The sequence below is a fragment of the Streptomyces sp. NPDC002868 genome, assembly GCF_055563295.1.
Genome location: NZ_JBVHDR010000017.1, coordinates 80,962 through 105,559, shown reverse-complemented (window position 1 = coordinate 105,559; position 24,598 = coordinate 80,962). Strand labels below are relative to the sequence as shown.

The following is a 24,598-nucleotide window of genomic DNA, read 5'->3' as shown; positions in this document are numbered from 1 at the left end:
AACAAGGACCTCGACAATCCTCATTCTTGCTGGTCAGAGGCGCTTTTCGTTTGTCTGACCACCCGTCGGACACCACGCTTCATGAAAGCGCGAGGTTAAGGACCCAGGCCGAACCGGCCAGGCACCGATAAGGCCATAGCCCGTTGCGCGCCCGTTTTCAACAGATTTCGGCCAACCCCGCCGGTACCGGAGGGCCCCCTACTCGGGCCGCCGTCTTGTGCTTGACTGACACTCATGGCCCGAGACGAAGAGATCATCGAATTCGCATCGGCGGCGGAGCTGCAGGATTGGCTCTCCCGCAATTACGCCGCATCCGGCGGGTTCTGGCTGAAGCTTAAGAATGACGCAGCGGGCAAAGGCGCCCTGACGTATGCCCAGGCCCTCGACGTGGCATTGTGCTACGGCTGGATCGACGGCCAGAAAGGCAAGCTCGACGACGCCCACTGGCTCCAGCGGTTCACGCCGCGGTCGGCCCGCAGCCGGTGGTCCAAGGTCAACCGGGAGAAGGTCGCCGCCCTCATCGAGCAGGGCCGGATGCAACCGCCGGGGATCGCCGAGGTCGAGCGGGCCAAGAAGGACGGGCGCTGGGAAGCGGCCTACGCGGGGGCGAAGACCGCCACCGTCCCGGACGACCTGGCGAAGGCGCTGGAGGCCAACCCGGCCGCCGCGGAGTTCTTCAAGACCCTCGACAGCCAGAATCGCTACTCCATCCTCTACCGGGTGCAGGACGCCAAGAAGCCCGAGACCAGGGCCCGGCGCATCGAGAAGTACGTCGGCATGCTGGCCAACCAGGAGAAGATCCACACGTGACCGCACGGCGGCACCCTGCCGCCCAGGCGGCTTAGCCGGCGCCCGGGTTCCCTATCGCAGGCCAGTGACCTGGCAGCGCTCGCGGAACTCGGCTCCGGCGGCCACCGCGCCGTCGGCCAGGACCTGGTCGAGGAGGTGTCGCCGGGGGGCGTAGGCCGCCGAGACTTCCTCGATCGCGCGGCAGCAGCCCTCGATGCGCACGTCGCCGAGCTCGTAGACGACGCGGTCGAGCGGCGGGCAACCGGTCGCCCTGACCGCGTCGAGCAAGCCTCAGCGGCGCAGCCGGTCCACGCCCGGCGGCTGAATGTAGAGGGTGGACACGGTGTCGGCGGGAAGCCCGCCCGGTCCAGCAGCAAGACGCGGTACCCGGTCGCGCCGGTCGAGGTGACCGCGCGCGGGCGATGGCCCTGACCGTACGCACCCGGCCCCGGGCCGGCAGCACAGTATTGAGCGATCGTCAGCGGTCAGTACCGGAGGGTGTGGGCGGTGAGGCCGGTCCTGGCGGCTACGGGCGGATGATGGGCATGATCAGCTCGTCCACCACGGCCACCAGGTAGTCGTCGGGAACCGGGGCCGAGTCGCCGAGGAAGCGCTGCACCAGCATGGCGGGCCCGAGTTCAGCGACCAACGGGCTGAGCCGGCCGGAACGGATCTCGCCGCGCCGCACCCCGCGCTCCAGGATCAGATGGAAGACGTTCTGCCGGGGCTGGAAGACGCGCTCCTGCACCAGGCGGACCATCGGCCCGTCCCGGTCGATCTCGGCCAGAAGGCTCTGCATCGCGCGGCCGACCGGGGAGTTGAGGACCTCCGCCTTCTGCCGCATGTGCTCGACCAGGTCGTCGCGGACGTTGCCCTCGTCGGGCGCGTCCTCGGGCGCGGGCAGGGCGTAGTCGAGCGTGTCGACCACGAGCTCGGCCTTGCTGGGCCAGCGCCGGTAGAGCGCCGCCTTGCCCGTCCGGGCATCGGCCGCCACCCGATCCATGGTCAGCCTGGCATAGCCGACGGCCTCGAGCTGGGTGATCACCGCCGAGTAGATGGCGCGCTCCAGGTCCTCACCCCGCCGGCGGCTGGCCGCCGCCTTCCTGGGCGGGCCCTGGCCTCCGACCGCGGCGTCGGCAGCCAATCCGGCTCCGGACACGGCATCCCCACTTCCCGGACGGCCCGCCCAGCAGACCGATATGAACGATTGCGTTCCCTACTTGCCGCTGCTAGAGTAGCAAACAGTGAACGCTGCAGTTCCTTAAAGCTTCCTCATCCCTGATAAGGCTACCAAATGGCTGTTAGCACCCCCGCAGTCGCAGCCCCGGCGAGCCCGCCCCGGCTAGCGCATCGCACCGGCCTCATGCTGGTTGTCATCGCCATGGCCCAGCTCATGGTAATCCTCGACGCCACCATCGTGAACGTAGCGCTCCCCAGCGTGCAGACGTCCCTGGGGTTCTCCACGCAGAACCTGTCGTGGGTGGTCAACGCCTACACCCTCGCGTTCGGCGGGCTGCTGCTGCTCGGCGGCCGGGTCGGTGACCTCCTCGGCCGCCGCCCGGCCTTCATCGGCGGGATCTTGCTGTTCACGCTGGGGTCCCTGCTCGGCGGCCTCGCCCAGAACTCCGGATGGCTGCTGGGCATGCGCGTCATCCAGGGCGCCGGGGCCGCCATCGTCGTACCGACGGTGCTGTCCCTGATCGCCACCGGCTTCCCAACCGAGCGGGAGCGCAACCGGGCGTTCGCGGTGTTCGCCGGCGTATCGGGCGCGGGCGGCGCGATCGGCCTGGTGGCAGGCGGGTTGCTCACCGAGTGGGTCTCCTGGCGCTGGGTCCTGCTGGTCAACGTGCCCATCGGCGTCGCCCTGGCCCTGGCCGCGCCACTGTTCATCGGCAAGACGCCGCGGAGCGAGGGCCGGTTCGACGTCGGCGGCGCAATCACTTCCACCGGGGGCGTCGCCCTGCTCGTGTACGGCTTCATCCACGCCTCCGACAGCGGCTGGCGGGAGGCCACCACGATCGGCTCGTTCATCGGGGCCGTGGTCCTGCTGGTGGCGTTCGTCTTCATCGAGAGCCGCACCTCGCAGCCAATCATCCCGTTGCGCCTGTTCGCCAGCCGCAACCGCTCGGGCATCTACGCCCTCGGGGTGGCGATGATGGGTTCCCTGATCGGGATGTTCTTCTTCTTAACCCTCTTCTTCCAGAACGTGCTGGGCTACAGCCCGCTCAAGACCGGCCTGGCCTTCCTGCCGCTCAGCGTCTCGATCATCGTCGTCTCCGGCGTGATGATGCAACTCATCCCCAAGATCGGACAACGCCTGCCGCTGGTGGCCGGGACGCTCTTGATCACGGGCGCGCTCATCTGGCTGTCAGCCATCTCCGCCGACAGCGCCTACCTCAGCGACCTGCTCGGTCCCATGCTGCTGTACGGGTTCGGGGCGGGCATGGTGTTCATGCCGATGACCATGGTCGGCGTGTCCGACGTGGAGATGCAGGACACGGGGGCCGCTTCGGGCCTGCTCAACGCGACGCAGCAGATGGGCGGCTCGCTGAGCCTGGCGGTCATCATCACCGTGTACGGCGCGGCGACGAACGGGGCGACGGGCGACACGGCGCACGTCCTGGCCAAGGGCGCCTCGGCCGGCTTCCTGGTCGCGGTGGCGTTCACGGTCGTCGCGTTCGCCCTGGTGGTCCTCCTCGTCCGGCCCGCCGCGAACGCGCCCATGCCGGGGATGATGCCCGGTATGGACGCCGGCACGGACGCGGAGCCCGAGCTCTCGGCGGACGGCTCGCCGTCGGCCCCGCAGGCCAAGAACCTCGATTAGCCGCCGGAAGGACCTGGCTGAGGGGGCGGGTCTGCGGACCCGCCCCCTCAGCCAGGTCCGAGTTGCCGCCTGATCACGGCCTTGAGCACCTTGCCGGTCACCCCGCGGGACGGGCTCGGCCAGGCGCGGAATCGCTCGGGCTGCTCGTGCGGCTTGAGCCGCCCGGCCAGCAAGCCCGGCAGCTCGTCCAGCGCCCGCGGGTCCCGCAGGACCACGACCGCGTCGGCCCCGGCGCCCGGGCACGGCAACCACCGCCGCCTCCAGCACCGCGGGGTGCTCGTACATGGGGGAGCGTGCAACCGCCGCCTTCGGGCCCACACTGCAGCGGACCCCGCTTCCTGCCTCACGCCACGATCGCAGAGCCCCACACCAAGACCGACGGAACGGTGATCTGGCCCAGGTCAGGGGCGTCCCACGCGCCTCTGCGCCAGGGACTTTTTCAGGGACTTTCCGCCGCGTAACGCGGCAAGCCCCCGAAAGATCGGAAAGGGCCTCCGACGCAGGTCAGAGGCCCTTTCCCAGGCAAAGCCGCAGGTAGTGGCAGACGAGTCGGGCTGTACGCCGGGTTCTGTCGCCCGGTCGCCTCGCGGCGGCCGGGGAGACGGCCATCCATCTAGGACCGGCGTTGCCGCCGGCCTCGTGCGGTCTACCCGCGGACTCGGGCGGGCAGCCCTCGAACGTCCGCGCAGGGCCGCGTTCTACCGCGGCCCCTCTTGACCTTGCTCCAGGTGGGGTTTACCTAGCCGCCTGGGTCACCCCAGGCGCTGGTGGTCTCTTACACCACCGTTTCACCCTTACCGAGGACCGAGGTCCCCGGCGGTCTGTTTTCTGTGGCACTGTCCCGCGGGTCACCCCGGGTGGGCGTTACCCACCACCTTGCCCTGTGGAGCCCGGACGTTCCTCGAGGAGATCCAGAAGATCTCCACGCGGCCGTCCGCCCGGCTCGTCTGCCGTGGTGACCATGCTACCTGGCAGGCCTGGGGGCCAGGCTCACGGTGCCGGTCGACCAGGCTCCGCGCCCGAGCGGACCCGGCCCGGCCCGGCCGAGCTCACGCAGGGGCGAACAGCACCTTCGCCGACCCCGGGTCCGCCTGCGTGAGCCGGACCCGCAGCCGCTCCCCCAGCGGCAGTTTCGTCTCGCCGCCCTCGATCCTCGCCACCACCGCCGGGTCCTCCAAATGGACCGTGCCGACGGCCGGTTCGTGCTCCTTCACGTCCACCACGAACGCGTCGAAGACATCGCCGATCCGCTCCTTCAGCAACGCCGCCTCGGCGATGTCGACGCACTCCCGCTCCACCGTGTTGGCGCGCTTCGAGCCCTCCGCCATCTCCTTCGGCAGCACATCGAGCGCGGCCACGGCCCAGTCCGGCGGCTCCTGACCCGCCACCGCCGCCACGCACAGTTCGCCCGCGTACCGGTCGACGAGCCGTCGCAGCGGCGCGGTGCAGTGCGTGTACTCGTCGGCCACCGCCGCATGGACCGCGGGCGAGGGCAGCTCGCCGCCTGTGAAGGCGCTGTAGCCCGCACCCCGCAGCAGGGTGGTGCAGTCCTGCAGGAAGGCGGCATGGCGGGGGTTGTTCGGGTCGAGGGAGCGGACCAGCTCCGCGTACGAGACATGGTGCGGCCAGTCGATCCGCAGGGCCTCGGCCGAGCGGCGCAGCCGCGCCACCGCGCCGCCCGGCGCGGTGGGCAGGGTACGCAGGATGCCGGTGCCGGCCGCGATCATGATGTCGGCCGCGGCCATGCCCGTAAGCAGGGAGATCTGGGCGTTCCAGCCGTCGGCGGGAAGCGGGGCACGGTAGGTGAGGGAGTACGCGCCGTCCCGCTTCACGATCTCCTGCTCGGGGACTTTGAGCGAGATCCCGCCGCGCTCGATCTCCAGCCGTTCCCTCAGCAGCCCGATGTCCTTGAGCAGCGCCACCGGCTCCTCCGCGGTGCCCGCGTCGATCTGCCGCTGGACCGTTGCGTAGTCGAGCTTGGCCCGGCTCCGTACGAGCGCCCGCCGCAGCTCGCTCACGATCACGCGGCCCTCGGCGTCGAGGTCGAACTGCCAGAGCAGCGCGGGTGCGTTGTGACCGGGCAGCAGACTGGCCGCGCTCTCGGAGAGCACGGCCGGATGAAGCGGGATCTTCTCGTCCGGGAAGTAGAGGGTCTGCACGCGGCGGTGTGCCTCGGCGTCCAGCGCGCCGCCGGGCGCGACGAAGGCGGCGACGTCGGCGATCGCGTAGTGGATCCGGAAGCCGTTGCCCCGGCGGGCGAGGTGCATCGCCTGGTCGAGATCGACGGAAGCCGGCGGGTCGACGGTGAAGAACGGGATGTCGGTGGCGTCGTGATCGGGCAGGCGCGGGGCCCTGGCGGCCGACTCCGCTTCCGCGAGGACGTCGGGCGGGAAGCCCTCCGGCATGCCGAGCGTCGTACGCAGCTCCCGGAGGGCGACCCGCAGGGCATCCTCGGCTGCGCCGGTGGTGTGCACATGACGGCGGGGCATGGACCGAGCCTAGGACGGGGTGGGGACCTTGGCACCCCGTACGCTGGCGCGGGGGCCGCACCCCCGCCCCCGTACGTACGAAGGAGACTTGCCGTGCTCGTGCTGTTGCCGCCGTCGGAGGGTAAGGCCGCTTCCGGGCGCGGGGCTCCGCTGAAGCCGGAGTCGCTGTCGCTGCCGGGCCTTGCCGGGGCGCGCGCCGCGGTGCTGGACGAACTGGTCGAACTCTGCGCCGCCGACGAGGAGAAGGCGCGGGAAGTACTCGGCCTGAGCGAGGGCCTGCGCGGCGAGATCGCGAAGAACGTGGAGCTGCGGACCGCGGGGACCCGGCCGGCCGGGGAGATCTACACGGGTGTGCTCTACGACGCGCTGGGCCTCGCGACCCTGGAGCCGGACGCGCGGCGCCGGGCCCGGAAGTCGCTGCTGGTCTTCTCGGGGCTGTGGGGCGCGGTGCGGGTCGGCGACCGGATTCCGTCGTACCGCTGCTCGATGGGGGTGAAGCTGCCGGGGCTGGGCGCCCTCGGGGCGTACTGGCGCGAGCCCATGGCGTCCGCCATGCCGGAGGCCGCCGGTGACGGGCTCGTACTCGATCTGCGGTCCTCCGCGTATGCGGCGGCGTGGAAGCCGAAGGGTGAGGTTGCGGGGCGTACGGCGACGGTGCGGGTGCTGCACTCGCAGATGGTCGACGGGGTGGAGAAGCGGTCGGTGGTCAGCCACTTCAACAAGGCGACGAAGGGTCGGCTGGTACGGGACCTGCTGACGGCGGGCGCCAGGCCGGCGGGTCCTGGCGAGCTGGTGGAGGCGCTGCGGGATCTGGGGTACGCGGTGGAGGCGCAGGCGCCGGGCAGGGCCGGGAAGGCATGGGCGCTGGATGTGGTGGTGAACCAGATCCACTGAGCATTGCGTCGTTGCAGCATACGCAATGACCTTTGCGCATACTGCGTACGCCGGGCAGGATGACGGCATGACCACCGCTGCCCTGCCCACCGTGCTCGACCTCGCGCCGGTCGTCCCCGTCGTCGTCATCGACGACGCCGCCGATGCCGTACCGCTCGCGCGTGCCCTGGTCGCGGGCGGTCTGCCCGCGATCGAGGTGACACTGCGGACGCCGGCCGCGCTGGACGCGATCCGCGCGATCGCGGCCGAGGTGCCGGACGCGGTGGTGGGAGCGGGCACGGTGATCTCGGCGGACGGTGTCGATGCCGCGGTGGCGGCCGGGGCGCGGTTCCTGGTGAGCCCCGGGTGGACGGACCGGCTGCTGGACGCGATGAAGGCGTCGGACGTGCCGTTCCTGCCCGGGGTCTCGACGGCCTCGGAGGTCGTGGCGCTGCTGGAGCGCGGGGTGAGCGAGATGAAGTTCTTCCCGGCCGAGGCGGCGGGCGGCACGGCGTACCTCAAGTCCCTTGCGGGTCCGCTGCCTCAGGCCCGCTTCTGCCCGACGGGCGGGATCTCGCTCGCCGCCGCGCCCTCGTATCTGGCGCTGAGGAACGTGGGCTGCGTCGGCGGTACGTGGATGCTGCCGGCAGACGCGATCGCGGCCAAGGACTGGGCGGGGGTCGAGACACTGGCGGCCGAGGCTGCCGCGCTGCGCGGCAGCCTCGGTCGCGCTCAGGTGAAGTCGAGGTCCACGAAGTCCGCGAGCGGGCGGTAACCGAGGCGCTGGTACAGGGCGTTGCTGGTGGGGTTGGCCAAGTCTGCGAAGAGCAGGACCTGTTCGGCCCCGGCGTCGAGCGCGTCGCGGCTCACGGCGGCGGTGACCGCACCGGCGTAACCCCGTCCGCGCAGCTCGGACGGGGTGTAGACGGGCGAGACCCGGGACTGCCCGGCCAGCAGCGGGGAACGGGCGGCCATGGACACGGGCTGCCCGTCCGTCTCCCACAGGTACAGGCAGCCGTCGGCGATGCGGCGGGAGACGTTCTCGGTCTGGTCCGCGCCGGAGGAATCACCGATGTCGGCGGCGAAGGCGCGCATCCAGGCGGCGGCCCGCGGCACGTCGGCGGCGTCGGCCCGGCGCGCGGCGCCCGGCGGCGCGGGCTGCTGCGGCGTCAGGCTGCCGAGCCGGAAGAGCCGCAGCCGTACGTCGACGCTCCAGCCGTGCGCGCCCGCCCACTCGTCGGCGAAGGCGTACGCGTGTGCCTCACCGCCCTTCACACCGCTGAGCCCGGTCCCGGCGGCCCGCAGCGTCCGCGCCAGCGCGCGGGCGAGCGGCTCGGCCATCGGCCCGAGCAGCGGCGGCCGCGGCGGCGTCTGCACGAACGCGCCCGCCACGTGGCCCCCGTCCCCGTCCCGCCACCATCCGAACCGGGCTGGTTCCGCGTCCCCGTACGCATGCGGCCCGTGCCGCCGCACGGTCTCACTGACGGTGAGCAGGGCGGTGCTGCCGACGGGGTCGCGCGCCAGGTAGGCACCGGCGGCCCGGCGGAACTCGTCGACGTCTTCGGTCAGCTGCCAGGTCATCGCGTCAGCGCAGGTGCGACGTGTCGTTCAGCAGGCGCAGCGATGCGTTGCCGTCCGCGTAGTACGCCACCGCCGAGACCGATGCCGTGGAGAGTTCCATCCGGAACAGCGACTCCGGCGGGGCTCCCAGCGCCAGTCGGACCAGGGTCTTGATGGGCGTGACATGGGTGACCAGCAGGACCGTGCGGCCCTCGTACCGGGCGATCAGCTTGTCGCGGGTCGCCGCGACCCGGCGCGCCACCGTCGCGAAGCTCTCCCCGCCACCCGTCGGGGCGACCTTCGCCGAGGCGAGCCAGGCGGTGAGGTCGTCGCCGTACCGCTCGCGGACCTCCGCGAACGTCAGGCCCTCCCAGGCGCCGAAGTCCGTCTCGCGCAGGCCGTCCTCGACGCGGACGTCGAGGTTCAGCCGGGCCGCGACGGTCTCCGCGGTCTCGCGGCAGCGCTTGAGCGGGGAGCTGACGATCTCCTGGATGGTGCCGCGCGCCGCGAGGGCGGCCGCGACCGCCTCGGCCTGGCGCAGGCCCGTCGGGGAGAGCGAAGGGTCGCTGCCGCCGCTGCCCGAGAAACGCTTCTCGGGGGTCAGGGGGGTCTCGCCGTGGCGGAGCAGCACAAAGGTGGCGGGTGCGCCGAGGTCGGCGGGGCCCCACCCGACGGGCGGTGCGGTCGGCGCGGCTTCGCCGACCCCCGCGGCTCCGGCCACCGGCTCGGCGCGGACCGTGACCGCCTCGGCCGCACCCGTCGCCCCGCTCAGCGCCGCCCTCGCCCTGGCCGCGCCCGCCGTCGCGTCGCCGACCACCCTCGCCGCCTCCGCGTCGCGTGCGTCGAGCTCCGCCGTGGAGCGCGAGGGCTCCCATTGCTTGCCCTTCTTGCCCGCGTCCATCGCCTCGTTGGCCAGCCGGTCCGCGTGCTTGTTCCTCTCCCGCGGGATCCACTCGTACGTGACTTGAGAAGCAGGAAAAACGCGCGCCGCCGCCGCCGCCAGCGGCTTCATGTCCGGGTGCTTGATCTTCCAGCGGCCCGACATCTGCTCGACGACCAGCTTGGAGTCCATCCGGACCCGGATCGACGCATCGGGGTCGAGCGCCTTCGCCGCCTTCAGCCCCGCCACCAGGCCCTTGTACTCGGCGACGTTGTTCGTCGCGACGCCGATGTACTCCGCGGCCTCGGCGAGCGTCTCCCCCGTCTTCGGGTCGAGCACGACCGCACCGTAACCGGCGGGGCCCGGATTCCCCCGGGAGCCGCCGTCCGCCTCGACGACGAACTCCCGCATTACAGACCCGACTCAGAGGTACGGATCAGGATGCGCCGGCAGTTCTCGCAGCGCAGCACCGTGTCCGCAGACGCCGCCTTGACCTCGTTCACCTCGGTGATGTTCAGCTCCAGCTGGCAGCCCTCGCAGCGGCGCTGGTAGAGGCGGGCCGCGCCCACCCCGCCCTGCTGGACGCGCAGCTTCTCGTACAGCTTGAGGAGATCCGCCGGCACGGAGCCCGACACGACTTCGCGCTCCTTGGTGACCGAGGCGACCTCGCCGTCGATCCCCTCCTGCGCGGCGTCCCGGCGCGCGGTCGCGTCGTCGAGCTTGGCCTGGACCGAGGAGACCCGTCCGGTCAGCTCGGCGACACGTTCCTGCACGGACTCACGGCGCTCCATGACCTCGAGGACGACGTCCTCCAGGTCGCCCTGGCGCTTGGCGAGCGAGACGATCTCGCGCTGCAGGTTCTCCAGGTCCTTGGGCGAGGAGACCGCGCCCGAGTCGAGGCGCTGCTGGTCGCGGACGGCGCGCTGGCGCACCTGGTCGACGTCCTGCTCCGCCTTGGTCTGCTCGCGGGCGGTGTCGCTCTCCTCGGTCTGCGCGGCGACCAGCAGGTCGCGCAGTTGCGTGAGGTCCTTGCTGAGCGACTCGATCTCGGCGTGCTCGGGCAGCGACTTGCGCTTGTGGGCGAGCTGCGACAGTCGTACGTCCAGGGCCTGGACGTCGAGAAGTCGGATCTGGTCGGCGGGCGAGGCGTTCAGTTGGGGGCTCCAGAAGAATGGTGGGAGGACCAGGGGTCGGTGACCGTGTGCGAGACGTGGACCCGAAGGCCCCAGCCGTGCCGGTCGGAAATCTCGTCGAGCTGGGCCGCGGCCTGCTCGCACCAGGGCCACTCGGTGGCCCAGTGGGCGGCGTCGACCAGTCCCAGCGGTGAGTGCTGCACCGCCTCGGACGCGGGGTGGTGGCGCAGATCGGCGGTGAGGAACGCGTCCACGCCCGCGGCCCGTACGACGTCGAAGAGGCTGTCGCCGGAGCCGCCGCTGACCGCGACGGTACGCACCACGGCGTCCGGGTCGCCCGCGATGCGGACGCCCTGCGCGGTTGCGGGCAGGCGCTTGGCGGCGCGCGCGGCGAACTCGCCGAGCGTCTCGGGGTGGTCCAACTCACAGATCCGGCCGAGGCCGCGGCGACCGTGCGGGTCCGTCGCATCCGGCACCAGGGGGCGTACGACCCGCAGGTCGAGCGCGCCCGCGAGGGCGTCGGAGACTCCGGGGTCAGCGGTGTCGGCGTTGGTGTGCGCGACATGCAGGGCGATGTCGTGCTTGATCAGGGTGTGCACGACGCGGCCCTTGAAGGTGGAGGCCGCGACGGTCGTCGTACCGCGCAGATAGAGCGGGTGGTGCGTGACGATCAGCTGGGCGCCGAGTTCGATCGCCTCGTCGGCGATCTCCTGGACGGGGTCGACGGCGAACAGCACGCGGCTGATCCCGGCGTCCGGGTCGCCGCAGACCGTACCGACCGCGTCCCACTCTTCGGCCCGCTCGGCGGGCCACAGGGCGTCGAGCGCGGCGAGGACTTCAGACAGACGGGGCACGAGGGAAAGGCTACCTGTCCTCCGTGCCCCTGCGGCCTGCGCTGGTCACTTGGCCAGGAAGGCTGGTCACTTGACCAGGAAGCCCCGGAGGTCGTCGAGGACCTTGTCCGCGGCGGTGACGCCGAGGCCGAGGTACCAGGTCTCGTCCGGGACGTCCTTGGCCTGGCCGGCCTTGACCGCCTTGAGGTTCTTCCACAGCGGGTTGGACCGGGCGGTGTCGCGCTTGGTGGTCTTGGGGTCGCCGTAGACGCCGGTGAAGATCCAGTCGGCGTCCGCGGAGTCGATCTTCTCGGGGCTGATCTCCACGGCGAGGTCCTCGACCTGCTGGTTCGCGGGCCGCGGCAGGCCGGAGTCCTTGAGGATGGTGCCGATGAAGGACGCCTGGGCGTAGAGACGGATCTTGCCCGGCATGTAGCGGACCATCGAGACAGTCGGCTTCTTGGCGTTCTTGGCGCCGATGTCCGTGCCGAGCTGCCTGGCCTTCTTCTCGTACGCGTCGAGCTTCGCCTTCGCCTCGGCGGTCTTGTCCAGGGCCGCGGCGTTGAGGAGGTAGTTCTCCTTCCAGGTGAAGCCCGGACGGATGGAGAAGACGGTCGGAGCGATCGTGGACAGCTCCTTGTACTTGTCGGCGGCACGCAGCTGGCTGCCGAGGATCAGGTCGGGCTTGAGGGCGGCGATCGCCTCGAGGTTGAGGTTGTTGATCGTGCCGACGTTCTTGGGACTGCCGGCTTCCTTCTTCAGGTAGCCGGGGATGCCCTCGTCGCCCTCGGTGGGGGCGTAGCCGACGGGCTTGACGCCCAGCGAGGCGACGTTGTCCAGTTCGCCGACGTCGAGGACCACGACCCGCTTGGGCGCGGCCTTGAGCTCGGTCTTGCCCAGCGCGTGGGTGACGGTGCGCGGGAACTGGCCGGGCTTGGCGTCGGTGCCCATCGCCGCGGTCTTCGCCGCCGCGTCGCCGAAGCCCTTGCCGCCCTGGGCGACAGCCTTCTTTCCGCCGTCGTCAGCCTTGCCGGCGGAGCCCTTGTCCCCGCCGTCCTGGCTGCCGCAGGCGGTGAGGGAGAGCGCGGCGGCAAGGGCGACTGCGGCGGCGGTGCCGCGGATGCGTAGGGACATGACGTGCTCCTGATCCAGTACTTAGGGGAACCTAACTTTATCCACGGCCGCCCCGCTGAGCACAATCGCCCCCTTCCCCTCAGGAGAATCCGGGCATGGCCACCCATATGTGTGAAGTGGTGAGTCACGTGTTGTTCGGCAGGAAGTGCGATACCTAGCTTCGGTGACCGGAGGTGATGCGCCGATGACAGCCTGTGCCATCGAGACCGCCACAGAGGACGGGGCGGTGGGGCGTACGGGGATCACGATCACCGCGGACGGCGCATACGCGGCCCGGCTGGCGGGGGGCCGCGAGGCCCTGTTCCCGGAGCGGTGGACGCTCGGGCCCGAGCCGTACGCCGTGCCGCTGCCGCTGGACCAGCCCGAGGAGCGCGAAGCCGAGGTGCTGCCGCTGGCCGACGGGCGGGTGCTGATCCGGCGGCGGGTGGCGGGACGGCACTCCTTCTCGCTGCTGTACCCGACCGGGCCGGGGACGGGTGAACTGACACTCGGCACCGTCGAGTCGGCGGAGCTGCGGCTGCTTCCGCCCGCGCCGGACGGCAGGAGGGCGTACGCCCTGGCGCCCGGCGCCGAGTCGACCGGGGTCTGGCTGGTGGCGGGTGGGGCGTTCGGCCCCGAGCATGTCGCCGAGGTGCCGGGCCGCTGCTCCGGCGGGGTCTGGCTGGACCGTGAGGGGCGGATACTGGCCCTGGACCGGCAGCTGGCCGGCTGCCCGGTGAAGGCGGTGGCGGTCGATCTGGAGCGGGGCGGGGAGGTGACGCCGCTGCTGCAGATCACGGATGACAGCGACGACCGGCTGCTGCTGGCCGACACGGACAGCGGCCTGCTGCTGATCCGCTCGAACGCGCCGGGCCACGACCGGCTCGGCTGGGGCGTGCTGGGGAGCCTGCGGCCGGTCCGCTTTCCCGAGTGCCTTCGGCTGGCGGACTGCGCGGTGACGCCGTTCGCCGTGCAGCCGGGGCAGGTGCTGATGCCGGAGAGCTGCGCGGTGGCGCTGCGGATCGACGGCGCCGCGGGGACCTGGCTGGGGGTGTGGCGCCCTTCGGGACGGCGGCTGCATCAACTGGCCGCGCCCGAGGGGTGGTTGGCGGGGGCCGGCCTGTGGAGCCGGGAGGGCGTTCTGCAACTCCCGTACGCGACCAGGGCGGTGCCGTGCGGGATGGCGCGGATCGACGGGCCGGCGGACGCGCACGTACCGGATGTGATCACAGATGCGAAGGTGATCACAGGACCAACACAATCGGAATGGCCTGGTGGGGAACCGTCCTGGAGTGCCGGGACTCCTATCGTGTACAAGCCTGTTCCTTTGCAGCAGGCGCCTCTCACCGGCGGCGGGGCCCCTGGTTAAACTCTCGGGCCGGGGCTACGCAGTCGCACCGACCGGACGTCGACGGTGACGGGGTTCGCAGGTGTGGCCGGGGTGCCCTGCGACACGTAATCAGCGATCACAACGGGGTGACTTCCCACATGTCTGAAGCCCGAACCGACACGACCCAGGAGCGCCCGCAGCCTGCGGCCGCAGACCGGGCCGAAGCCGGCGGCGCCGGAAAGCACCGGGGCGGTGCGGCGACGACGGAGGAGTCCGCGACGCCGGCGCACGGCAGGCACCGGCGGCCGGAGGGGATGCGCAGCGCCTGACGCGGGTTCCTGGGGCTCCGCCCCAGACCCCGCTCCTCAAACTCCCCCAGACTTCGTCCGGGGGAACCCCCAAGAGGCTAGGGAATCCAGCCCGTCCGGCGTTTGAGGACAAACCGGCTACCGGACGGCCCCGGTCAACCCCGCTTCAGGCCCAGCACCTCCGCCGCCGCGAACGTCTCGTTCCCCGGGCGGTCCGCATAATGCGGGGTCAGCACCGCATCCAGTTCGTCGTACGAGAACGCCTCCTTCGAAGTGTCGAACTTCGCGGCCACCCTGGGGCGTTCGACGATCGCCACCATCCCGCCGTGCACGACCAGCAGCTGCCCGTTGACCTTCGCCGCCGCGGGCGAGGCCAGATAGCCCACCAGCGGGGACACATGCTCCGGCGCCAACGGGTCGAGCCCGCCGTCCGCCGGTTCCGCGAAGCCGGCGAACACGTCCTGTGTCATCCGGGTCCTGGCGCGCGGGCAGATCACATTGGCCGTGACCCCGTACTTGGCGAGCGCCAGCGCCGTGGAAGTGGTCAGGCCGACGATGCCGCCCTTGGCCGCCGCGTAGTTCGGCTGACCCGCCGAGCCCGCGAGGAACGCCTCCGAGGAGGTGTTGACGATCCGCCCGTAGACCGGTGCTCCGGATGCCTTGGAACGCTCGCGCCAGTGCACCGACGCGAAGTGGGTGGTGTTGAAGTGCCCCTTGAGGTGGACGCGGATCACCGAGTCCCACTCGCTCTCGCTCATCGAGAAGACCATCCGGTCACGCAGGATGCCCGCGTTGTTGACCAGGATGTCCAGCTTTCCGTACGTGGAGACGGCCAGCTCGACCAGGCTGTGGGCCTGCGCGAAGGCGGAGACGTCGCCATGATGGGCGGTGGCGGAGCCGCCCGTCGCACGGATCTCCTCGGCGACCTTCTCCGCCGGGGTCGCCGACGCCTCGCCCGAGCCGTCCCGGCCCGGCCGGCCGTAGTCGTTGACGACGACGCTCGCGCCGAGGCGGGCGAGTTCGAGTGCTTCGGCGCGCCCGAGGCCGCGGCCCGCCCCGGTGACGATCGCGGACAGGCCCTCAAGTGGCAGTGACATCAAAGCCCTTTCAGATCTCGATGCAGGTACGCAGCGCCTCGCCCGTACGCATCTGGGCCAGGGCGTCATTGATCTCGGCGAGCTGCACCCGGTGGGTGATCAGCCCTTCGAGGTCGATACGGCCCGCCCGCCACAGGGCGATGGCCCGTTCGTACGAGGTGAGCACGTCGCCGCCGCCGTACATCGACGGCAGGATCCGCTTCTCGTCGAAGAACAGCTCGAACATGTTGAGCTGGAGGAAGTCGTCCATGGCGCCCGCGCCGACGACGCACAGGGTGCCGCCGCGCCGGGTCGTCTCGTACGCCGTACGCGCGGTGGCGGACTTGCCGACGACCTCGAAGACGTAGTCGAAACCCTCGCCCGCGGTGACGCGCTGCTTGGCGTCGGCCAGTTCGTCGGGCGAGACGGCCTCGGTGGCGCCGAACCTGAGCGCGGCGTCGCGCCGCGAGGCGACCGGGTCGACGGCGACGATCTGGGCCGCGCCCTTGAGCCGCGCGCCCTGGATCGCCGAGATGCCGACCCCGCCGCAGCCGATGACGGCGACCGAGGAACCGGCCGCCACATCAGCGGTGTTGACGGCGGCGCCGAGGCCCGTGGTGACGCCGCAGCCGATCAGCGCGGCGATGTCGAAGGGAACATCGTCGGGGATCGGCACGGCGCAGCCCGCGTCGACGACGACCTCCTCGGTGAAGGTGCCGGTGCCGGCGAAGCCGAATACATCAGAGGGGCTGGCGCCGGGGCGCTTGAAGTTGGGGGTCCCGGCGTTCATGAAGCCCGCGAGACAGAGCTCGGTCTGGCCGCGCTTGCAGGCGGGACAGACGCCGCAGGCGGGCAGCCAGCACAGCAGCACCCGGTCGCCCTGGCTCAGGCCGCTCACACCGTCGCCGACGTCGATGATCTCGCCCGCGCCCTCGTGCCCGGGGATGAAGGGCGCGGGCTGCGGCAGCACGCCGTTCATCGCGGAGACGTCGGAGTGGCACAGCCCGGTGGCCCGGACCCGGATCTTGACCTTGCCGGGGCCGAAGCCCACCGCCTCGACGTCGTCGAGGACTTCGAGCTTGTCCTGACCTATCTCGTGCAGTACGGCTGCGCGCACGGTGCGGCTCCTCTCGTACGGATGGCTATGCGTGTTCGACGATGGTGTCGGCGAGGACCGGCGCGTCGTCCCGCTCCACGGCCGTCACCGATACGTGCACCTGGCTGTCTCCGGCCCACATCCGGATACGCAGGGTCTCGCCGGGGAAGACCACGCCGGCGAAGCGTGTGGTGTACGAGCGGACGCGGCCGACGTCCCCGCCGAGCACCGTGTCGACGACCGCCTTGAGCGTCATGCCGTACGAGCAGAGCCCGTGAAGGATGGGCCGGTCGAAGCCGGCGAGCTTGGCGAACTCGGGGTCGGCGTGCAGCGGGTTCCAGTCGCCGGAGAGCCGGTAGAGCAGCGCCTGGTCCTCGCGGACGGCCTTCTCCACCACCTTGTCCGGCTCGCGGGGCGGGAGTTCGAGGCGGACGGATGGGCCGCGGTCGCCGCCGAAGCCGCCTTCTCCGCGTACGAAGATCTCGGCGTCGCTCGTCCACAGCGGGCCTTCGTCGTCGGCCGCTTCGGTGCGCAGGACGAGAATCGCGGCCTTGCCCTTGTCGTAGACCGCCGCGATCCGCGAGGTCGATACGGCTCTGCCCCTGACCGGGATCGGCCGGTGGACCCGGATGGTCTGCCCGCCGTGCAGTACGGATGCCAGATTGATGTCGAGGCCGGGTCCGGTGAGCCCGCCGATGACGCCCTTGCCCGCGCCCGCGACGGTGGCGAAGCTGGGCAGCACATGCAGCTTCGACTCGAGGGTGTAGCGCAGCTCGTCGGGGTCGGTGGCGGGGGTGCCCGCGCCGAGGCCGAGGTGGTAGAGCTGGATGTCCTTGTGGTCCCAGCCGATCTCGGCGCTGCGGGGCTCGGCGGCGACGGCCTTGGCGGCATCAATGGGCATGAGGATGCTGCTCCTTGATGAGTGGAAGACCTCGGCGCGGCCGTCCGCACCGTCGGCCGCACCGAGGTCGTACGGAACCGGCCCCTGGCCCGTTCTAGAACGCGTTCTAGGAGTCGGTGGCCCTATGTATAACGCAGCCCCCATTACTTGTGAAGACTGCTGACACCATGTCAGAAGTGGCTGTCCATGCGGGACATTTGTCACTGCCGAGTGCGTACATGCGCATCTGCCGGAGCCCTGTGCCCGCTCCGTAGCGTGATCCGCATGACGCAGACGCAGACGCCGGCAGCACAGGTCTCGTACCGTCGGTCCGCGAGGACCGGTGAGCCATGGAGCGGAGCGGTGCTGAAACTGAAGAAGACCGCACGGCCGCCGGAAGGCGTGGGCCCGCCCGGCTACGCCCTGCTGCCGTGGCTGCTGATGGGCATGGGCGCCTTCGCCAACCTGGTGCAGGGCAAGACCCCGAACCCGTGGGTCGGTGGCATCGGCCTGCTGGCCTTCAACTCCCTCTACATCAGCGTGGTTTTCCGCGCCTTCGTGAAGGAGAAGCGGGAAGCGCCCGCCACGATCTGGCTGCTGGTCGCGATGACCGCGATCACCTGCGGTCTGGCGATCGGCTACGGCGGCAGTTGGCTGCTCTTCTTCCCGCTGCTCGGCCTGGCCACCGGATCTGTCGTACGGGGGAAGCCGCTCGGCCCGGTCGGGCTCGGCCTGAGCGCCCTGGCCGGCGTCATCGCCGGGCTGCGGGACGGCTGGGGTGCCGTCGGTGTCGCGTACGGCACGTTCATCTCCTGCATGGTGACCGCCGCGATCCTCGCTCTTTCCGAGACCGTCAGGGAACTGCGCGCGACACGCGAGGAGCTCGCCCGTACGGCGGTGGAGAAGGAGCGGCTGCGCTTCTCCCGCGACCTGCACGATCTGCTCGGCCACACCCTCTCGGTCATCGTGGTCAAGTCGGAGGCCGCCCGCCGGCTGGCCCCACGGGACATGGACGCCGCGATCGTCCAGATCACCGACATCGAGTCGGTCGGCCGCCAGGCCCTCACCGAGATCCGGGAGGCGGTGACCGGCTACCGCGATGGCAGCCTGGCCACGGAGCTCGACCGGGCCCGCGACATCCTCGCGACGGTCGGCATCCAGCCGGTCGTTCGGCAGTCGGGGCCGCCGCTGGAGCCCCCGTCCGAGACGCTGCTGAGCTGGGTGGTCCGCGAGTCCGTCACCAATGTCGTACGCCACTCCAAGGCGTCGCGCTGCGAGATCGAGGTCACCGGAACCCCCGAACGGGTCCATCTGGCGATCACGGATGACGGCCGGGGCGTTGGCTCGGGTACGCCCGGCAGCGGGCTGAAAGGTCTCCGCGAGCGCCTCTCGGCGGCCGGCGGCTCACTGGTGGCGGGCCCGTCGCCCCGGGGCGGCTTCCGGCTGAGCGCGGAACTCCCGGTGGACGCGGTGCGGGACGCGCAGCCGGTGCGCCCGGCTGAGCAGTGTCTGGGCGATCGGTCCGCCATACCCTTGCGCCGTGGAAGAGATGCCCCGTGACCACCGGCCCGCCAAGTCCGTACGTGTCCTTCTCGCCGAGGACCAGGGCATGATGCGCGGCGCGCTCGCGCTGCTGCTCGGCCTTGAGGCGGACATCGAGGTGGTCGCCCAGGTCGGCAGGGGTGACGCGATCGTCGATGCGGCGCTCACCTCACGGCCCGATGTGGCCCTGCTGGACATCGAACTTCCCGGCCGCAGCGGGCTCGACGCGGCCGCCGATCTGCGGGACGAGGTGCCCGACTGCCGGGTGCTGATCCTCACCACCTTCGGCCGGCCGGGCTATCTGCGCCGGGCGATGGAGGCCGGGGCCGCGGGGTTTCTGGTCAAGGACGGGCCGGTGGAGGAGCTGGCCTCGGCGATCCGGCGGGTGCTGACGGGCGAGACCGTGATCGATCCGGTGCTCGCCGCCGCTGCACTGAGCGCCGGGCCGAGCCCGCTCACCGCTCGCGAGCGGGATGTGCTGAACGCGTCGGTGGACGGTGCGACGGTCTCCGACATCGCGGCGGCGCTGCATCTGTCCGAGTCGACGGTACGGAACTATCTGTCGTCGGCGATCGGCAAGACGGGCACGCGCAACCGCATGGAGGCGGTGCGGGCGGCGCGTCAGCAGGGCTGGCTGTAGGCGCCCGCGGCGGGCTTGTTCCCCACCCCGCCCTCCCCCTACGGCCTGGCGGCCGTGGGAGGTACCCCCATCCCGAATCGGGGTTCCGCCCCGGCCCCCGCGCCTCAATCGCACGGCTCCACCCTCCGCGGCAGCCAGAACAGCATCAGCACCGCCGCCACCAGCAGCAGCCCCGTCCCCGTGCGGAACGCCAGCGCGTATCCGGCCGTAAGTGCCTGGGGGTCGGTGCCGCCCGCCGTGCGGGCCGCCGCGACCGTGGAGAGGGTGGCCAGGCCCAGCGCACCGCCCATCGTGCGGGAGGTGTTGATCAGTCCCGAGACCAGCCCCGCGTCGCCCGGTGCCGCGCCCGAGATGGCGAGCGAGGCAAGCGGGGTCGTGGCCAGTCCGGCGCCGGCCATCATGAGGATGCCGGGGCCGAGGATCGTGATGAGGTAGGTGCCTTCCGCGGTCATTGTGGACTGCCAGCCAAAGCCGGTCGCGGCGACCAGGGCGCCGATGGCCGCGACATTCCTGGCGCCGGCCCGCACCATCAGGCGGGGCGCGAGCTTCGAGCCGACGATGACACTGACCGAGCTGGGGATGAGCGCCAGGCCCGCCTCCAACGGCGTGTAGCCCAGCACGTTCTGCGCGTACACCGTCATGAAGAACCACATGGCGAACGTCGCCGAACCGCACACGAACATGGCCACGTTCGCCGCGGACACCGCACGCGAGCGGAACACCTTCAGCGGCATCAGCGGCGCGCTTGTCCGCGCCTCCACTGCCACGAAGAGCGCCAGCACCGCGAGCCCGCCGAGCAGCGGCAGCAGCGTGCCGGGCGCGGTCCAGCCCGACTCCTCGGTCTGCACGATGCCGTACGCGACCGCCGCGAGGCCGCCCGTGACCAGCACCGCGCCCGGCAGGTCGAGCCGGCGGCCGTCCCCGGCCCGGCTCTCGGTGAGCCAGATCGCCGCGCCGATCAGGACCAGCGCACCGACCGGCACGTTGATCAGCAGCACCCAGCGCCAGGACAGCAGGTCGGTGAGGACGCCGCCGACGAGTCCGCCGGCCGCGCCGCCCGCCGCGCCCACCGCCGTCCAGGTGCCGATCGCCCTGGTACGGGCCGGGCCCGGCGGCACGGCCGCCGTCACGATGGTCAGCGTCGCCGGCGCGAGCACCGCCGCGCCCAGGCCCTGCACGGCCCGCGCCGCGACCAGCTGCCAGCCCTCCTGAGCGAGCCCGCCCGCGACGGACGCGGCGGTGAACAGCCCGAGCCCGGTGAGGAACATGAGCTTGCGGCCGAAGATGTCCGCGGCCCGCCCGCCGAGCAGCATGAACCCGGCGAAGGCGATGGAGTACGCGTTGAGGACCCACTGCAGCCCCGTGGTGGAGAGCCCGAGATCGGCGCGCATCGAGGGCAGCGCGACATTGACGACGGACACGTCGAGGACGACGAGGAACTGGCCGGCGCACGCGGCGAGGATCACCGCCCAGGTACGCATCGGGCGAGAGGCGCGGGTGGACATCGCTGTCTGTGCGGCGGGCTCTGCGGTGCCTTCGGCGTCCGGGGCGTGAACCATGACCGTCATGGTCTCAGCCGCCGTGCGGCCCATACATCCGGATATCGATGTACGGGCCACGGCCCCGCGGACCTAGGACCTTCGCAGCAGCGTGACGACCGCCGCCCCGCCGAGCCCGATGTTGTGCGCCAGCCCCACCCGCGCGCCCGCCACCTGCCTCACGCCCGCCTCCCCCCTCAACTGCCACACCAACTCGGCGGCCTGGGCCAGCCCGGTCGCGCCCAGCGGATGCCCCTTGGAGATCAGGCCGCCCGAGGGGTTGACCACCCACCAGCCGCCGTATGTCGTCGCCCCGCTCTCCACCAGCTTCCCGGACTCGCCGTCCGCGCACATGCCCAGCGCCTCGTAGGTGAGGAGCTCGTTGACGGAGAAGCAGTCGTGCAGCTCGATGACGTCGACGTCCTCGATGCCGAGCCCCGAGTCCTCGAAGACCTGCCGACCGGCCGCCCGCGACATCGGCTTGCCCACGACGTCGATGCAGGAGCCGGCGGCGAAGGACTCCTCGGTGTCGGTGGTCATCGCCTGGGCCGCGATCTCCACGGCCTTGTCGTGCAGCCCGTGCTGGACGACGAACCGCTCGGAGACGACGACCGCGGCGGCCGACCCGTCGGAGGTGGGCGAGCACTGGAGCTTGGTGAGCGGCCGGTGGATCGTCTTCGCGGCGAGGATCTCGTCGACCGAGTAGACGTCCTGGAACTGGGCGTTGGGGTTGTTCGCCGAGTGCTTGTGGTTCTTGGCGCCGACGGCGGCGAGCTGCGCCTCGGTGGTGCCGTACCGCTCCATGTGCTCGCGGGCGGCGTTGCCGAAGATCTGGGCGGTGGGGGGTGTCATCTCGAAGCCGTGCGCGGCCGCCATGACCCCGTAATGACGCGCGACGGGTGACGTGGCGAAGTCCCCGCCGTCCGCACCCGCCCCCAGGGCCCCGCGCGTCATCTTCTCGAAGCCGAGCGCCAGTACGCAGTCGCTGATGCCGCCCTCGACGAACTGGCGCGCCATCATCAGCGCCGTCGACCCGGTCGCGCAGTTGTTGTTGACGTTGTAGACGGGCACGCCGGTCAGACCGAGTTCGTACGCGGCCCGCTGGCCCGCCGTCGAGGCCTGGAAGCAGTACCCGACGGGCACCTGCTCGACGAGATCGTACGAGATCCCCGCGTCGGCAAGCGCCTGCGTCCCCGCCTCCTTCGCCATGTCCCAGTACTGCCAGTCCCTCGACTCGGGCTTCTCGAACTTCGTCGTCCCGACCCCGACGATGTACGCCTTCATGGTCTTCCCTCTCAGTCCCTGGGCAGGCCGAGGATGCGCTCGGCGACGACATTGAGCTGTACCTGCGTGGTGCCGCCCGCGATGGTCAGGCAGCGCGACATGAGAAAGCCGTGCACGGCTCGCTCCCCCGCGCCTTCGTTCAACGCGCCCTCGGGACCGAGCAGTTCGAGGGCGAGCTCCGCGATCTTCTGCTGGTGGGCGGTCTGGACGAGCTTGCGCACGGAGGCGCCCGCGCCCGGTTCGAGTCCGGACACCTGCTGCATGGTGGTCCGCAGACCGATGCAGGCGAGGGCGTGCGCCTCGGCGGCCAGCGCCCCGATGCGCACGCGGTACGCGCCGTCCAGACCGGACGCCCGCGCGAGCAGCGCTTCGAGACCCGTGTCGAAGGTCAACTGATCGGCCATATGGACGCGTTCGTTGCCGAGGGTGTTGCGGGCGACCTTCCAGCCGTCGTCGACCTGCCCGACCACGGCGTCGTGCGGGAGCAGCGCCCCGTCGAAGTACACCTCGTTGAAGAGGGATTCCCCGGTGATCTCCTTGAGCGGCCGGACGTCGATGCCGTCCGTCCGCTTCATGTCGACGACGAAGTAGGTGAGCCCTTTGTGCTTGGGCGCGCCGGGGTCGGTGCGGGCGAGCAGGATCCCGTAGTCGGCCTGGAGCGCGGCGCTCGTCCACACCTTCTGCCCGGTGATCCGCCAGCCGTCCTCGGTCCGCTCGGCCTTCGTGCTCAGGCTCGCCAGGTCCGATCCGGCGCCGGGTTCGGAGAAGAGCTGGCACCACAGCACCTCGCCGCGCAGGGTCGGCAGCAGGAAGCGTTCCTGCTGGGCCGGGGTCCCGTATGCGATGAGCGAAGGCACCACCCAGGTCGCGATCCCGAGGTCGCTCACCTTCACAGCGGTGGCCAGTAACTCCTCCTGTACGACGAGCTGTTGGACTGCTCCGGCGTCCAGGCCGTACGGCTTCGGGAGGTGCGGGGCGGCGTACCCGGTGGGGGCGAGGGCACGGCGGGCGGCGGCCGGGTCGAGACCCCGGACCCCCTCGACGGCCGTCCGGGCCGACGTCCGGTACCTCTCCGCCTCCGCCGGCAGCTCCAGCCGCAGCTCGCGCCGTGCCCCGCCCGCCGCGAGCCGGACCGCCCGCAGCCGGTGGCTGTCGCCGGGCCCCAGCAGCTGCCGCGCGACCAGGGCCCGGCGCAGATACAGATGCGCGTCGTGCTCCCAGGTGAAGCCGATCCCGCCGAGCACCTGGATGCAGTCCTTGGCGCAGGAGTAAGCGGCGTCCAGCGCGACACTCGCCGCCAGCGCGGCCGCGAGTCCGCGCACCTCTTCGGTCTCGTCGACCGCCCGTGCCGCGTCCCACGTCAGCGCGTGGGCCTGCTCGACGCGCACCAGCATGTCGGCGCACAGATGCTTGACCGCCTGGAACTGCCCGATGGGCCGCCCGAACTGCTCGCGCACCTTCGCGTATTCGGCTGCCGTGTGCAGCGCCCAGGCGGCGGTACCGCACGCTTCGGCCGCGTACAGCACGCAGGCGAGGTCCCGTACGAGACCGGTGTCGATGTCCAGCACGCGGTCACGCGGCACGGTCACGCCGTGCGCGGTGACCTCGGCGGTGGGCCGGATCGGGTCGGCGCTCTCGTGTACGCGGACGGTGAGCTGGTCCGCGTCCACCGCGAGCCAGGCGGTCCCGGTGTCGAGTACGAACAGATCGGCCTGCCCGCCGCCGAGCACGGGCGGCGCGGTGCCGTCAAGCCGGTAGCCGTCCGGAGTCCGGTGGGCGGTGAGCGTCCCCGGACCGAGCGCGACGGCCGCGATGTGCTCCCCCGACGCGAGGGCCCCCGCCAGATCGGCTCTGCCCGCGCGGGCCAGTACGGCGCAGGCGAGCACGCTGGACAGGTACGGCCCCGGCAGCGCCGCCCGCCCCGTCTCCTCCAGGACGACGGCGAGGTCGAGGACTGTGCCGCCCCCGCCGCCCTCCCGCTCGGCCAGCTGCACCCCGAGCAGCCCCTGCTCGGCCGCGCCGTCCCAGTAGCCGGGCCGCCCTGCGGCCCCTGCGCCGGTCGCGTCGAGCAGTTTTCGTACAGCCTCGGGCGGCACGGCACGCGCCAGCCAGCCGCGCACGGACCGGGCCAACTCCCGCTGCTCCTGCGTGATTCCGAGGCCCATGGCCAGGCAGACTAGAACATGTTTCAATCTGATGGTAGGTCAGATACACGGGTTCTTGGAGCCGGCCCGCGCAGGGTGGTCGCCGCGGGGCCGGCCCCCTCCCTCACCCGTTCAGGCCCGAGCAATGGCAACGGGACATATGCCCCCTTAGCGTTACAAACCAAGTGATCGGTCCGCCACAGATTGCGGATCGCCCCTAACAGGAGGTCTGGAGTTGAAGCGCTCCATAGTTCTCGCTCTGGCAA

The 24,598-nt window shown here is 71.4% G+C and carries 23 protein-coding genes and 1 other RNA gene; 8 read left to right on the top strand and 16 right to left on the bottom strand.

The features are described 5' to 3' along the window. The first annotated feature begins 234 nt into the window (after positions 1-234). Positions 235-810, top strand: coding sequence for a YdeI/OmpD-associated family protein (locus ACZ3H8_RS34835; protein ID WP_467408599.1), 576 nt, complete (start codon positions 235-237; stop codon positions 808-810). Positions 811-861: 51 nt separating this feature from the next. Here the strand turns inward: ACZ3H8_RS34835 and ACZ3H8_RS34830 are convergent, their stop codons facing one another. After that, positions 862-1,077 carry a hypothetical protein gene (locus ACZ3H8_RS34830; RefSeq protein WP_467408597.1) on the bottom strand — a complete coding sequence of 72 codons (216 nt, stop codon included), beginning with the start codon at positions 1,075-1,077 and terminating at the stop codon, positions 862-864. A 238-nt stretch (positions 1,078-1,315) separates the two neighbouring features. After that, positions 1,316-1,948 carry a TetR/AcrR family transcriptional regulator gene (locus ACZ3H8_RS34825; RefSeq protein WP_467408595.1) on the bottom strand — a complete coding sequence of 211 codons (633 nt, stop codon included), beginning with the start codon at positions 1,946-1,948 and terminating at the stop codon, positions 1,316-1,318. A gap of 204 nt (positions 1,949-2,152) precedes the next feature. Here ACZ3H8_RS34825 and ACZ3H8_RS34820 point away from each other — a divergent pair, with 204 nt between their 5' ends. Continuing rightward, positions 2,153-3,613: an MFS transporter gene (locus ACZ3H8_RS34820; protein ID WP_467408593.1), complete on the top strand. Its 1,461-nt coding sequence runs from the start codon at positions 2,153-2,155 to the stop codon at positions 3,611-3,613. A 47-nt stretch (positions 3,614-3,660) separates the two neighbouring features. Here ACZ3H8_RS34820 and ACZ3H8_RS34815 read toward each other — a convergent pair whose 3' ends face one another. The 3 genes from ACZ3H8_RS34815 to ACZ3H8_RS34805 form a co-directional block, all read right to left on the bottom strand. Continuing rightward, complete coding sequence (locus ACZ3H8_RS34815) at positions 3,661-3,861, bottom strand: hypothetical protein (protein WP_467408591.1); 201 nt, start codon at positions 3,859-3,861, stop codon at positions 3,661-3,663. 293 nt (positions 3,862-4,154) lie between these two features. Further along, positions 4,155-4,559, bottom strand: an RNA gene (gene rnpB, locus ACZ3H8_RS34810) — RNase P RNA component class A. A gap of 103 nt (positions 4,560-4,662) precedes the next feature. Further along, positions 4,663-6,102 carry an RNB domain-containing ribonuclease gene (locus tag ACZ3H8_RS34805; RefSeq protein WP_467408590.1) on the bottom strand — a complete coding sequence of 480 codons (1,440 nt, stop codon included), beginning with the start codon at positions 6,100-6,102 and terminating at the stop codon, positions 4,663-4,665. A gap of 93 nt (positions 6,103-6,195) precedes the next feature. On the opposite strand from ACZ3H8_RS34805, the gene yaaA reads away from it, so the two are divergent. After that, a complete protein-coding gene (gene yaaA / locus ACZ3H8_RS34800) occupies positions 6,196-6,996 on the top strand; it encodes a peroxide stress protein YaaA (protein WP_467408587.1) in 801 nt (266 codons plus the stop codon). A gap of 67 nt (positions 6,997-7,063) precedes the next feature. Continuing rightward, positions 7,064-7,750: a bifunctional 4-hydroxy-2-oxoglutarate aldolase/2-dehydro-3-deoxy-phosphogluconate aldolase gene (gene eda, locus ACZ3H8_RS34795; protein WP_467408586.1), complete on the top strand. Its 687-nt coding sequence runs from the start codon at positions 7,064-7,066 to the stop codon at positions 7,748-7,750. Here the strand turns inward: eda and ACZ3H8_RS34790 are convergent. The 5 genes from ACZ3H8_RS34790 to ACZ3H8_RS34770 all read right to left on the bottom strand — a co-directional run bounded on the left by ACZ3H8_RS34790 (position 7,708) and on the right by ACZ3H8_RS34770 (position 12,515). Next, positions 7,708-8,556, bottom strand: a complete 849-nt coding sequence (locus ACZ3H8_RS34790; protein WP_467408585.1) for a GNAT family N-acetyltransferase — start codon at positions 8,554-8,556, stop codon at positions 7,708-7,710. The genes eda and ACZ3H8_RS34790 overlap by 43 nt on opposite strands. A 4-nt stretch (positions 8,557-8,560) precedes the next feature. Beyond that, positions 8,561-9,826: a bifunctional RNase H/acid phosphatase gene (locus ACZ3H8_RS34785; protein WP_467408582.1), complete on the bottom strand. Its 1,266-nt coding sequence runs from the start codon at positions 9,824-9,826 to the stop codon at positions 8,561-8,563. Then, entirely contained in the window at positions 9,826-10,569 is a 744-nt protein-coding gene (locus ACZ3H8_RS34780) for a zinc ribbon domain-containing protein (RefSeq protein WP_467408618.1), read from the bottom strand. Before ACZ3H8_RS34780 ends, ACZ3H8_RS34785 begins: the two co-directional genes overlap by 1 nt. Then, positions 10,566-11,402 carry a Nif3-like dinuclear metal center hexameric protein gene (locus ACZ3H8_RS34775; RefSeq protein ID WP_467408581.1) on the bottom strand — a complete coding sequence of 279 codons (837 nt, stop codon included), beginning with the start codon at positions 11,400-11,402 and terminating at the stop codon, positions 10,566-10,568. Before ACZ3H8_RS34775 ends, ACZ3H8_RS34780 begins: the two co-directional genes overlap by 4 nt. 66 nt (positions 11,403-11,468) lie before the next feature. Next, positions 11,469-12,515 carry an ABC transporter substrate-binding protein gene (locus tag ACZ3H8_RS34770; protein WP_467408578.1) on the bottom strand — a complete coding sequence of 349 codons (1,047 nt, stop codon included), beginning with the start codon at positions 12,513-12,515 and terminating at the stop codon, positions 11,469-11,471. Between the two features lie 184 nt (positions 12,516-12,699). Here ACZ3H8_RS34770 and ACZ3H8_RS34765 point away from each other — a divergent pair, with 184 nt between their 5' ends. Beyond that, on the top strand, positions 12,700-13,863 hold the full coding sequence (locus ACZ3H8_RS34765) for a hypothetical protein (protein WP_467408576.1): 1,164 nt from the start codon (positions 12,700-12,702) through the stop codon (positions 13,861-13,863). 119 nt (positions 13,864-13,982) lie between these two features. Further along, positions 13,983-14,153: a hypothetical protein gene (locus ACZ3H8_RS34760; RefSeq protein ID WP_467408575.1), complete on the top strand. Its 171-nt coding sequence runs from the start codon at positions 13,983-13,985 to the stop codon at positions 14,151-14,153. A gap of 134 nt (positions 14,154-14,287) precedes the next feature. Here the strand turns inward: ACZ3H8_RS34760 and ACZ3H8_RS34755 are convergent, their stop codons facing one another. From ACZ3H8_RS34755 to ACZ3H8_RS34745, 3 genes are read right to left on the bottom strand one after another with little or no spacing between them, the layout of a single operon-like run. Continuing rightward, positions 14,288-15,229 carry a 3-oxoacyl-ACP reductase gene (locus ACZ3H8_RS34755; RefSeq protein ID WP_467408573.1) on the bottom strand — a complete coding sequence of 314 codons (942 nt, stop codon included), beginning with the start codon at positions 15,227-15,229 and terminating at the stop codon, positions 14,288-14,290. 10 nt (positions 15,230-15,239) lie between these two features. Further along, a complete protein-coding gene (locus ACZ3H8_RS34750) occupies positions 15,240-16,325 on the bottom strand; it encodes a Zn-dependent alcohol dehydrogenase (RefSeq protein ID WP_467408571.1) in 1,086 nt (361 codons plus the stop codon). A gap of 25 nt (positions 16,326-16,350) precedes the next feature. Further along, positions 16,351-17,205, bottom strand: coding sequence for a MaoC/PaaZ C-terminal domain-containing protein (locus ACZ3H8_RS34745; RefSeq protein WP_467408569.1), 855 nt, complete (start codon positions 17,203-17,205; stop codon positions 16,351-16,353). A gap of 264 nt (positions 17,206-17,469) precedes the next feature. On the opposite strand from ACZ3H8_RS34745, the gene ACZ3H8_RS34740 reads away from it, so the two are divergent. Both ACZ3H8_RS34740 and ACZ3H8_RS34735 read left to right on the top strand, forming a co-directional pair. Continuing rightward, positions 17,470-18,744: a sensor histidine kinase gene (locus ACZ3H8_RS34740; protein WP_467408567.1), complete on the top strand. Its 1,275-nt coding sequence runs from the start codon at positions 17,470-17,472 to the stop codon at positions 18,742-18,744. Then, positions 18,734-19,366: a response regulator gene (locus ACZ3H8_RS34735; protein WP_467408616.1), complete on the top strand. Its 633-nt coding sequence runs from the start codon at positions 18,734-18,736 to the stop codon at positions 19,364-19,366. Before ACZ3H8_RS34740 ends, ACZ3H8_RS34735 begins: the two co-directional genes overlap by 11 nt. Positions 19,367-19,470: 104 nt before the next feature. Here the strand turns inward: ACZ3H8_RS34735 and ACZ3H8_RS34730 are convergent, their stop codons facing one another. The 3 genes from ACZ3H8_RS34730 to ACZ3H8_RS34720 all read right to left on the bottom strand — a co-directional run bounded on the left by ACZ3H8_RS34730 (position 19,471) and on the right by ACZ3H8_RS34720 (position 24,353). Then, positions 19,471-20,871, bottom strand: coding sequence for an MFS transporter (locus ACZ3H8_RS34730; RefSeq protein ID WP_467408614.1), 1,401 nt, complete (start codon positions 20,869-20,871; stop codon positions 19,471-19,473). Positions 20,872-20,997: 126 nt separating this feature from the next. After that, positions 20,998-22,188, bottom strand: coding sequence for a lipid-transfer protein (locus tag ACZ3H8_RS34725; RefSeq protein WP_467408566.1), 1,191 nt, complete (start codon positions 22,186-22,188; stop codon positions 20,998-21,000). A gap of 11 nt (positions 22,189-22,199) precedes the next feature. Further along, a complete protein-coding gene (locus ACZ3H8_RS34720) occupies positions 22,200-24,353 on the bottom strand; it encodes an acyl-CoA dehydrogenase (protein ID WP_467408564.1) in 2,154 nt (717 codons plus the stop codon). Positions 24,354-24,598 lie beyond the last annotated feature (245 nt).